This window comes from Streptomyces sp. NPDC006309 (genome assembly GCF_040613095.1).
Taxonomy (GTDB): Bacteria; Actinomycetota; Actinomycetes; order Streptomycetales; family Streptomycetaceae; genus Streptomyces.
Window position 1 is genome coordinate 138,630 of sequence record NZ_JBEXRO010000010.1, and the last position, 11,581, is coordinate 150,210.

The 11,581-nt window shown below is 75.1% G+C and carries 5 protein-coding genes; all 5 read left to right on the forward strand.

The features are described from left to right. The first annotated feature begins 217 nt into the window (after window positions 1–217). The 5 genes from ABZ117_RS16090 (at window position 218) to ABZ117_RS16110 (ending at window position 11,291) form a co-directional block, all read left to right on the forward strand. Complete coding sequence (locus tag ABZ117_RS16090) at window positions 218–3,370, forward strand: amino acid adenylation domain-containing protein (protein WP_356821182.1); 3,153 nt, start codon at window positions 218–220, stop codon at window positions 3,368–3,370. Continuing rightward, on the forward strand, window positions 3,370–5,310 hold the full coding sequence (locus tag ABZ117_RS16095) for a non-ribosomal peptide synthetase (RefSeq protein ID WP_356821184.1): 1,941 nt from the start codon (window positions 3,370–3,372) through the stop codon (window positions 5,308–5,310). Before ABZ117_RS16090 ends, ABZ117_RS16095 begins: the two co-directional genes overlap by 1 nt. Before the next feature lies 1 nt (window position 5,311). Further along, window positions 5,312–7,195, forward strand: a complete 1,884-nt coding sequence (locus ABZ117_RS16100) for a non-ribosomal peptide synthetase (protein ID WP_356821186.1) — start codon at window positions 5,312–5,314, stop codon at window positions 7,193–7,195. Beyond that, window positions 7,185–10,136 carry a condensation domain-containing protein gene (locus ABZ117_RS16105; RefSeq protein ID WP_356821187.1) on the forward strand — a complete coding sequence of 984 codons (2,952 nt, stop codon included), beginning with the start codon at window positions 7,185–7,187 and terminating at the stop codon, window positions 10,134–10,136. Before ABZ117_RS16100 ends, ABZ117_RS16105 begins: the two co-directional genes overlap by 11 nt. A gap of 549 nt (window positions 10,137–10,685) precedes the next feature. Then, complete coding sequence (locus tag ABZ117_RS16110; RefSeq protein ID WP_356821189.1) at window positions 10,686–11,291, forward strand: dihydrofolate reductase family protein; 606 nt, start codon at window positions 10,686–10,688, stop codon at window positions 11,289–11,291. Window positions 11,292–11,581: the final 290 nt, after the last annotated feature.

The window sequence follows — 11,581 nt, forward strand, 5'->3', positions numbered from 1 at the left end:
TGGACGCGTGCCTCCCGGGGGACCGCGACCGCACCCTTCACACCCGCCGGCCGCGATCCCCCCGGCCCGGGACCCGCGCCGCCGCCCAGCCCCCCCACCGCACGCGTCACCCACCAAGGAAGCGTCACCGCGCGACCCGCGGAGCCGCCCGCACGACCGGCACCGGCCACACCATGTCCGGCACCGGACACCAGACCCGACGACCTCAGGGATCACCATGCTTCCGCTCTCCTCCTCGCAGGAGATCGTCTGGCTGCACGAGCAGATGCAGCCGGGCAGCCGTGCCTACAACTTCACCGCCTCGCTGGACCTGTGGGGCACCCTCGACACCGAGGCGCTGCGCCGGGGACTTACCGCCACCCTGGACCGCCATCCCGGGCTGCGCCTCGAACTCGTCACTTCCACCGGGTCCGTGCCCGGACAGCGCGTCGCGCCGCAGTGCGGTCCGAGGCTGCGCACCGTCGATCTCAGCGACGCGGAGGACACCGAGGAGGCCTTCGCGCGACTGCTGCGCGCCGAGGCCGAGACGCCGCTCGACACCTTCGAGGCCCCGCTGATCCGCTGGACCCTCGTGCGCCTCGCCGAACGCCACCACCGACTGGTCCACGTGGAGCACCACCTGATCCACGACGGGCACTCCTTCGCGATCCTGCTCGACGACGTCTTCCGCGTCTACCGCGCCCACGTCCTAGGCGAGCCCCTCGAACTCCCCGCCGCCCCGTCGTACGCGGACCACGTCCAGGCCCAGGCCCGGGCCGCGTACGCTGCCGAGTCCCTGGAGTTCTGGCGGACCGCGCTGCTCGATCGCCCCCACGACCTGCCGCTGCCCGGCCTCACCCGCCCGGGCGCCCGCCGCAGGCACCGGGGCGGGCAGCTGCGCCAGACGATCGGCGCCGACCTCGCCGAACGGCTGCGCACCCATACCCGGTCGCGCGGCCTCACCCCATTCGCCACGCTCCTCGGCCTGTTCGCCGAACTACTGCGCCGGCACAGCGGGCGCTCCAGGATGGTCGTCGGCACCGCCGTAGGCAACCGCCCGCGCGGCTACGAGAACGCCGTCGGCATGTTCGTCAACACCATCCCGCTGCCCCTCGACCTGGACGCCGCCGTCCCCGCCCAGGACACGATGGACGACATCACCGACACCCTCATCCGCGCCCTGCCGCACCAGGACGTCCCGGTCCAGGAACTGACCCGGGCACTAGGCATGCACACCAGCGGCGCCGACAACCCGCTGTTCTCCGTGATGTTCAGCGCCCACGACGCACCGCTGCCGGAGATCGACGTACCCGGTCTGGACATCACCCTCTTCGAGGGCTTCAACACCGGCACCACCCGCTTCGACCTCGACGTGGTGCTGCTGCCGGACGACCGGCGCGGTGTCACCCCGCGCCACGGCGCGCCGGGCATGACCCTGGTCTGGGACTACGACGCCGACCTCCTCGGCGAGGACGTCGCCCGGCTGCTCTGCGGTCGCTTCCTGCACCTGTTGCGCTCCTACCTCGACACCCCCGCGGCTCCGCTGGCCGACCTCGCCCCCGCCGCACCCGAGCCGGCCGCCGAGGCCCTGCCCGTGCCGGCCGGCCACGACCCGCTCGACCCGGTGGCCGCCCACCACCCGTCGCTGCCCGCCCTGCTGAGCGGCGCGCGCCGCCTCACCTACGGCGAACTCGACGAGCGGGTCGGCGCGCTGGCCTCGCGGCTGCGCACCGCGGGCGTGACGCCCGGCCGGCCGGTGGCCGTCGTCCTGCCCAGGAGCGCCGACTCGGTCGTCGCCCTGCTGGCCTGCCTGCGGACCGGCGCCGTCTACTGCCCACTGTCCCCGTCCGACCCGCCGGCCCGGCTCGCCCTGCTGCTGGAGCGGCTCGCCCCCGCGCTCGTCCTCACCGGCGAGGGCGGCCCGGCGCTGCCGGACGGACTGCCGGCCGCCCGCGTCGACGCGCCCGTACTGCCCGCGGCCCACGCCGCTGACGTGCTGCCCGGCACCACGTACGTCATCCACACCTCGGGTTCCACCGGCACACCGAAGCCGGTGGCGGTCGGCCGCGCGGCGCTCACGCACCACCTGACCGCGACCGCCGACCGTTTCGGCCTGACCACGGCCGACCGGGTCCTGATGTTCGCCCAGCCCTCCTTCGACGTGGCGCTGGAGGAGGTGCTGCCCACCCTGTACGCCGGTGCCTGTCTGGTCCTTCCCGAGCACGAGGTGCCCACCGGCGCGGAACTCGCCGGCCTCCTCGCGTCCGCCCGGGTCACCGTCGCCAACCTGCCCACCAGTTACTTCCTCGCGACCCGTGAGGAGCTGCGGCCCGCCCTGCGCGACGGCGGCTGGGCGCCCAGGCTCCTGGTGCTGGGCGGCGAGCGGCTTCCCGCCCAGGCACTGCGGGAGGTCCTGGCCGCCACCGACGCCACCGTCCTGAACGTGTACGGCGTCACCGAGGCGGCCATCAGCTCCACCGTGCACGAGATCTCCCGCGACGCCCTCGCCGAGGGCGCCGAGATACCGCTGGGCACCGAACTCCCCGGTGAGCGCGTCCACGTCCTGGACGCCCACCACCGGCCGCTGCCGTCCGGCGCCGTCGGTGAACTCGCCATCGCCGGACCCGGCCTCGCCGAGGGCTACGCGGGCAACCCGGAGGTGACGGCCGCCCGGTTCGTCACCGTGGACGCCCTCGGCGCAGAACGCGTCTACCTCACCGGCGACCTGGGCTACCGCGGCCTGGACGGCCTGCTGTACTTCCTGGGCCGGCGCGACAACCAGGTCAAGCTGCGCGGCCACCGCATCGAACTGGAGGAGATCGAGGCGGCGGCGTCCGCGGCGCTCGGCGGCCGGTCCTGCGCCGTCGTCCTGGACCGCGAGGGCCCCGACGCGCCCCGCCTGGTCGGCTTCCTGGAGGGCGGCGCCGACCGCGCGGACGTCGACGACAGGGCGCTCCACACGGAGCTGAGCCGCCGTCTGCCCGGCCCCCTCGTGCCCGCCCGCTGGGCACGGCTCGACACCATGCCGACCCTGGCCGGCGGCAAGCCCGACCGGACCGCCCTGGCCCGCCGCGCGGCGGCCCTCGAACCGGTGAGCACCACCCCGGCCGCACCGGACGCGCAGACCGCGCCGGCGGACCCGGGGTCCGACGACCCGATGACCGCCCTGCTGACGGAGGGCTGGCGCGAGGTCCTCGGGCACAGCCGCTTCGACACCCGCTCGCACTTCTTCCGCAGCGGAGGCCACTCCCTGCTCGCCGCCGAGCTGGCGGCCTGGCTGGAGCCCCGCCTCGGCACCCGCCCGCCGCTCAGGACGCTCTTCCGCCACCCCGTACTCGCCGACCAGGCGGGCGCCCTCGCCGCCACCGCCACCCCCTCCAGGGAGTCGTGATGACCCAGTCCCCGCCCGCCCCCGCCGCCGTATCCGCGTCCGCCCCCGCCGCCGTATCCGCGTCCGCCCCCGCCGCCGTACCCGCGCCCGCCGCCCCCGTCGCCGAGCCGAGCGTCGCCCACGGTCCGGCCGCCGAGCCGACCGCCGTGCTCGCCCGCTTCGAGGACTGGGTGCGCCGCACCCCGCAGGCGCCCGCCGTGATCGACGGTGCCCGGACCTGGACGTACCAGGACCTCGACACCGCCGCCACGGCCGTCGCCGCCGCTCTGGGAGACCGCGTGCGCCGCGGCGACCTCGTCGGGGTCTGCCTCGACCGCTCCGCCGCCCTCGTGGTGACCGCGGTGGCACTCGCCCGGACAGGCGCTGTCTATCTGCCGCTCGGCCCCCGCCCCGGCGAACGCCGCACCCAGGCCGTGACGGAGGACCTCGACATCGCCTGCCTCGTCGGCGACCCCGGCGTACTGCCCGCCGCCTACCGCGCCGGCGAGCGGACCCCGCTGCCCCTGCCCACCGAGGGCGTGAACGCCCCCACCGCCGCGGTGGCGGCCTCCACCGCCCGCGACGCAGGCACGCGGCGCGCCCCCGAAGGTGCCTTCTACGCCGTCCTCACCTCCGGGTCCACCGGCCGCCCCAAGGCGGTGGCCGTGGCCGAGGACTCGCTGTCCGTCGCCCTCGACTGGTACCGCGACGAGACCGGGCTGGCCCCCGGGGACCGCCAGTCCCTGCTCATCGGGGTCGCCTTCGACCCCCACCTGCTCGAACTGTGGGCCGCGCTGACCTCCGGCGCCGCCCTCGTCCCGGCCCCCGACGACACCCGCTGGGACGCGCGGGTACTGACCGAGTGGTGGCGCGAAGCCGCCGTCACCGTGTCCGTGGCGGCCACCCCCATGGTCGAGCCGCTGCTCGACCGGCCGTGGCCGCGCGACCTCAGCCTGCGCCACCTCGTCGTGGGCGGCGACCGGATGCGCCGCCGTCCGGGGCGCGACGTCACCGCCACCGTCCACAACGCCTACGGTCCCGCCGAGGCCACCGTGGTCACCACCACCCACGCCATGCGCGCCACCGACCCGGAGGCGGGCGACCCCGCCCCGCCGCCCATCGGCACCCCGCTGCCCGGTGTCGCCGTCGCCGTCACCGACGACGACGGCCGGCCCGTCCCGCGCGGCCAGGAGGGCGAACTGCGCATCGGCGGCCACTGCCTGGCCCTCGGCTACCTCGACCCCGAGCTCACCGCGGAGCGGTTCACCGCCCCGCCCCGTCAGCCGGCACCGCCCGCGGCCGACCGCCTGTACCGCACCGGCGACCGGGTCCGGATGACCGCCGACGGCACCCTCGTCTTCCTGGGCCGCCTCGACGACCAGGTCAAGATCAGCGGCGTCAGGATCGAACCTGCCGAGGTGGAGGCCGCCTTCGAGCAGGACCCCCGGGTGCGCAGCGCCGTCGTCACCGTGCTGCGCGACCAGGCGGGCCACGCCCGGCTCGTCGCGCACGTACGACCCGCCGACGGCGCCGACCCGGCGGCCGCGGACCTGCGCGCCGCGGTCCGCGCCTGGCTCCCCGAGCAGGCCGCGCCCGCGGTCGTACGGATCGTCGACGACTACCCCCTCGACGCCAACGGCAAGGTCGACCGGGCCGCGCTGTCCGCGCACCATCCCGGCCCGGCGCCCGCCCCCGCCACCGACGACCTCGCCGACGCCACACCCACCGAACACCTCGTCCTGACCACCGTGAGAGACCTCCTCGGCCGGCCCGAGACCACTCTCTGCGACAACTTCACCGACGCCGGCGGCACTTCCGTCGTCGCCGCCCGGCTGCTCGCGGCCGTCGAGAGCGCGACCGGCGTACGGCCGCGCGCCCACGAACTGCTGCGCAGCAGCGACCTGCGCGCCTTCGCCGCCCTCCTCGACCAGCGCCTGACCCCGCGACCGGCAGGAGCCTGACATGGCACCCACCCTCCCGCAGCCCCAAGACACGGCGGACGCCGCGCCCGCGACACCACCCCGCACTTCGGCCCCCGTACCCGGCGAGCCCCCGGCACGGGCGACCGCCCTGCCCGCGCTCGTCACCCGGCGCGCCGAACTCACCCCGGACGCCCTGGCCGTCGTCGACGGTGACACGACCCTCACCTACGGCAGCCTGCTCCGGGCCGCCCGAGCCCTCGCCGCACACCTGCGCGACCACGGGGTGACCCCCGGCGACCGGGTGGCACTGCTGACGACCCGGTCGGCCCGCACGGTCGTCGCCCAGCTCGCGCTCTGGCTCGCGGGCGCCGTCTGCGTACCCCTCGACCCCGCCCAGCCCCGGCCGCGCACCGAGGCGATGATCAGCGACGCCGGGGTGACGCTCACCGTGGGCGACCCCAAGCTGCTGGACGCGACCGCGCTCACCGGTCCCGTCCTCGCCCTGCCCGAGGAGCCGCTCATGGACGGCCCCGCGCTGGACCACTGCGCCCCCGGCAGCCCGGCGTTCATCATGTTCACGTCCGGCTCCACCGGCCGTCCCAAGGGCGTCGTCGTACCGCACGGCGCCATCGCCGAGCTGGTCACCGCACCGGACTACGTCACCGTCACCGCCCGCGACCGCGTCCTGTTCCACTCGCCCATGACCTTCGACGCCTCCACGTTCGAGGTCTGGGTCGCGCTCGCCAACGGCGCCGCGGTCGTCGTCTGCACCGAGCAGCGGCCCTCGCTGGAGGAGCTCGCCCGGCACGTCGAACGCCACGGTGTGACGGTCGCCTTCTTCACCACGGCCCTCTTCCACCAGCTCGCCGCCCGCCGATCCCGCGTCTTCGGCCAGCTCCGCTCGGTCGTCGTGGGCGGCGAGGCGATGGCCGCCGCACCGGCCCACGCCGTCCTGACCGCCTTCCCCTGGCTGGAACTGGTCAACGGCTACGGGCCCACCGAGACGACCACCTTCGCCACCGCCCACCGCGTCACCGCCCGCGACGGTGACGCCCCCCTGCCGATCGGCCGGCCCATCGCCGGGGCCACCACCCACGTCCTGGACACCGACGGCCGGCCCGTCCCGGCGGGGGAGCGCGGCGAACTGTGGGTCGGCGGCAGCAGGCTCGCCCACGGCTACACGAGCCTGCCCGAACTGACCGCCGAACGGTTCGTCGAGCACCCGGCCGCAGGCCGGCTCTACCGCACCGGTGACCTGGTCTCCGCCCGGCCCGACGGCACCCTCGACTTCCACGGCCGCAACGACGACCAGGTCAAGGTCCGCGGCTTCCGCATCGAACCGGCGGAGATCGAACACGCCCTGCGCCGGTACGACGACGTCGGCGACGCCGCCGTCACCGTCGACCGCGCGGGCACCGCCGAAGCACGACTCGTCGCCCTCGTGGTCGCCGCACCCGGACCCGTGCCAGCCGGCGCCGAGCTGCGCGAACGCCTCACCGCCGCCCTGCCCGCCCACCTGGTGCCCGACACGGTCACCCTGGTGGACCACCTGCCCCTCACCCCGGCCGGCAAGGTGGACCGGCGCGCCCTCGCCGACCTGGCCCGCACGGCCGGCAACGGCCGCCCCGGCGCTCCAGCCGTGGACATGAGCCCCGTGGAACAGGCCGTCGCCGACGTCTGGAGCCGCTCCCTGGGCAGCGAGGTCACCCGCGCGGACGCCGAGTTCCTCGCCCTCGGCGGTCACTCGCTGCTGGCCCTCGCCGTCACCGACGACCTGCGCGAGGAACTCGGCGTCGAACTCACCCTCGCCGACTTCTTCACCGCCCCGACCGTCGCCGCGCAGGCGGCCCTGGTCGAACAGGCCCTGCTCACCGCCCACCACGATCTGCACCCCCAGACCCCGGAGCACCACGATGCCCACTGACGCCGACCCCACGGCGCCGACCCGGCGGCAACTCCAGCAGGAACTGCTGCGCCGGGCCCGGGCCGGCACCGCCCGGCGCACCACCACCGCCCCCGGCGGCGCGGCGACCGCGGACGCCGGTGCTCCCGCGCCGTCCGGCACCCGGCCGGGCGCCACCGCCCGGCACGGACGCCACCCGCTCTCCCACGCCCAGCGCCGCATGTGGCTGATGGAACGGCTCGGCGGCGCCGGCGACTCCTACCACGTGCCGTTCGCCACGCGCATGCGCGGCCCGTTCGACCCGGCCGCGTTCGCCACCGCCCTCACCGCGCTGGTGGCCCGGCACGAGATCCTGCGCACCCGCTACACCGAACAGGACGGCGCACCCGGCCAGGAGGTGCTCCCGCCGCCGGCGTCCGTCCCCGTGCCCGTGGCCGACACCGACCCGGCGGACACGCCCGAGGCACTGCGCCGCGAGGCGGCCCGCCCCTTCGACCTCACGGCCGGCGAGGCCGTCCGGGCCCGGGTCCTGCGCCATGGACCGCTGGACCACACCGTAGGGCTGACCTTCCACCACATCGCCGTCGACGGCGGCTCGCTCGAGACGGTGGCGGCCGAACTCGCCGTACTGTACGCAGCCGCCGGCGACCCGGACGGCACGCAGCCGCTCGCCGCACCGCCGCAGTACGCCGACCACGCGCACCGCGAGCACGACGCGCTGCCCGGCCTGGGGGCCGAACTCGACCACTGGGCCGACCTACTGGCCGACGCCGCCCCACCCGCGCTGCCCCGGCCGACGACGGCCGCGCGGAACACCGCCGCCCGATCGGCCGCCGTGCACACGGTGCCCCTCGCACCCGGCCTGCCCGACGCCCTGCGTACGCTCGGCGCCGGACACCGGGCCACCCTGTTCGCGGTGTCACTGACCGCCGCCTTCGCCACGCTGCACCGGCTCACCGGCGACGACGACCTCGTCATCGGCGTGGCGAGCACCCACCGCACCGGGACGGCCATGCGCGCACTGGTCGGCCTCTGCGTCAACACCCTGCCCGTACGGGTCGACACCTCCGGCGACCCGTCCTTCGCCCAGCTGCTGCACCGGGTCCGCGACGCGCTCCTGGAGGCCCAGCGCCACGGGCACCTCCCCTTCGACCTCGTCCTGGAACGCCTCGGCGCCCGGGCACGCGGCACCGACGGCACCGGCCTGGTCCGCGTCACCTCCGACGTCCTCGGCGCACCCACCGTGCTCCGCCTGCCGGGCACGACCGCCGAGTACGTCGACATCGGCGTCGGGGACGCGAAGTTCACCCTGTCCTACGGACTCGACCTGGCCGACCCCGCACGTCCGGCGGCACTCGTCCAGTACGACCCGCGCGCACTGGACGACGCCGTGGCGCGGGCCACCGTCCACGACCACGCCCACCTGCTGACCGCGGCCGCGGCCCACCCGGACACCCCGCTGAGCGAACTCACCGGCCCCGGCACCCGCCCGGCACCCACCGGGGACGACGCCGGCCACCCCGCGGCCCGGGCCCTGCTCGCCCACCCCCAGGTCACCGACGCCGACGTGCACCAGCGCGACGAGGAACGACCCGTGGCCTACGCCGTCCTGCGCGACAGCGTCGGCCCCCGCGGCGACGAACTGCTGGGCCTGCTGCGCCGGTCGCTGCCACCCGGCGACGTCCCCGCCGCCGTCACCGTGCTCGACGCCCTGCCCCGCACGGCCACCGGCACCCTCGACCCCGCGCGGCTGCCCGGTGCGCCCGCTCCCACCGCGTCGCCCGGCCCCCGGGCCGAGGCCGTCACGGAGACGTTCGCCGCCCTCCTCGGACCCGTGCCCGCACCGGACGACGACTTCTTCGCCCTCGGCGGCCACTCCCTGGTGGCCGTGCAACTCGCCGAACGGCTCCGCACACGGCTCGCGCTGCCGCTCACCGGCCTCGACGTCCTCCAGGCACGCACCCCCCGGGCGCTCACCGCGCTCCTCGACGAACGCGCGGCACAGCAGAGCACCGCGAAGGCCGCGCGCAAGCCCGCCCGCTCCCGGGGCCCGCGCACCGGCACGGTCCTCGTCACCGGTGCGACGGGCGGCGTCGGCGCGTTCGTCCTGCGTGAACTCGTCGCCCAGGGCCGGCCCGTGCTGGCACTGGCCCGGCCCGAGTCGGCCCATCTGGTCGCCGGCGACGGCGTCGACGTCGTCGAGGGCGACCTGACGGACCTGGCGGGCCTGCGGGACGCCGTCGCCGGCGCGGACGCGATCGTCCACGCCGCCTGCACCTTCACCCGCCACGAGGTGGACCTGGCGGCCATGGAGGCGATGGCCGGGGCCTGGCGGCGGGGCCCCTTCGTCTTCGTCAGCAGCGTCGACGCCTACGGGCACCCCGGGACGCACCGGGTCACCGAGGAATCACCCGCCCAGGAACCGGTCAGCCCGTACGGGAGGACCAAACTCGACTGCGAGGCCCTGCTGTTGCACGCCGCGGGGACGGAGGGACGCGGGGGAGCGAGCGCCGTGCGGTCACCCATCGTCTGGGGCGCCCACGACCGGCTGCGCGAACAGCTGCGCTGGGGTGCCATCGGCGGGCTCTACCAGGCCGCCCGCACGGGCGCGCCGATCGACCTGCCCCGTCCCGGCACCGGGGGGAACGGCTGGTACGGGGTGGCGTGGGTGCACGCCGCCGCCCTGGCCAGAGCGGTGACCGAATGCCTGGACCGGCCCGTGCACGGCGTCGCCAACGCGTGCGGCGGCCACGTCTCCTGGCACGACCTGGCGCAGGAACTCGCACAACTGCTGGGCACCCGGGCCGTCATCCGCGAGACCGACGAGGTCCCCCGGGACCTCGACCACCGCTGGACCTACGACAGCGCCCGCCTGGCCCGGCCACTGCGGGCTCGCCCGGGCGAGGACCGGCGGACCGTACTGACCCAGATGATCGACGGCATGCCCCACGACGACCGCTGAGCACCGCTGGCGTCCGTCGGCCGCCAGGGCGCCGCCCCGGACGGCCGTCAGGGTGACCCCGGAACGTCGGCGGGAGTCCGGCCGGTGGCAGCGACAGCCACCGGCCGCACCAGCCTCTCCACATGAGCCGAAGCGCATGGGATGCCCCACAACACCAACACGGCCGGGTAAAACGTGTTTCTACGGTCGGGTTTAGGATGTTACGGCGCCCCATCGGGTGCATGAGTGCGCGATGGGCGCGCTGTGTGCCCTCTTGGTTTCCGTGGGTAACGGAAATGATCTCGGTCCGCGCGGGCCAGGGACCGGCGGACCGCGGACCACCTTGGTCCTGTGCGGCGCGCTCTCCGAACGGCCCTTCGTCCGCCCGGCCTGGTGCAGCCTGGTCCAGGATCACGTCATGCCGTGATGCCGTCCGCGTCGACCACTGGCAGCCCTGTTCAGTAGGGAGCGGTTGCCCGGCCGCCGGTCACGGTAGCCCGGCGCCGGGGAAGTTGCGCCGATGAGTTTCCGGCGGCCGTGCGGTCTACCCGTCGACGAAGGGAGCGCACCATGCGCGAGATCATCGTTTGCACGTTCCTGACGCTGGACGGCGTCATGCAGGCGCCGGGCGGCCGGGACGAGGACGCTGAGAGCGGTTTCGAGCACGGCGGCTGGCAGAAACCGGTGGCCGACGACGAGGTCGGCATGGCCATCGCCGGTTGGTACGAGCACTCCGACGCCATGCTGCTCGGCCGCAAGACGTACGAGATCTTCGCGTCGTACTGGCCGACCGCCGATCCCGGCAACCCCTTCACCGATCGGATGAACAGCATGCACAAGTACGTGGCGTCTCGGTCCCTGACGTCCGTCGAGTGGCAGAACTCCACGTTGTTGGAGGGTGACGTCGTCGATGCCGTACGGAAGCTGAAGGCGACCGAGGGCGGCAACATCAACGTCGTCGGCAGCGCAGACTTCGCCCAGACCCTCATGCGGCAAGGCCTCGTCGACGAGTACCGGCTGACCATCCATCCGGTGATCATCGGTACCGGCAAGCGGCTGTTCGCCGACGGAGCGATCCCCACTGGGCTGGAGCCGGTCAGCGTCTCGACCACGAAGGGTGGCACCATCCTCGGCGTCTACCGGCCGAACGGTAAGCCCAGCTACGACAGTTACTAGTCGAGGATGCCGCGGGCCGTGTGTCCGAGAGGGGGTCAGCGAGGACCAGGCGCAGCGCCTGGAAACGACGACGACCTGTCGGACGCGGGCCGTTGAGTCGGTACATGCGTCAGGGGTCGGACGGGAGATCATTTCCGCGGGAGCTGATTGACGAGCACCTCACCGGCCATCGCGCTTGCCGAGGCTTTCTCGGCGGCTGCGGCCTGTTGCGCCAGTGGAGACGGTTCAGCCACCAGCGCGCAGGACCGCGACATCCCTGACGAACCGCGGCCGATAGGAGGCATCGGAGG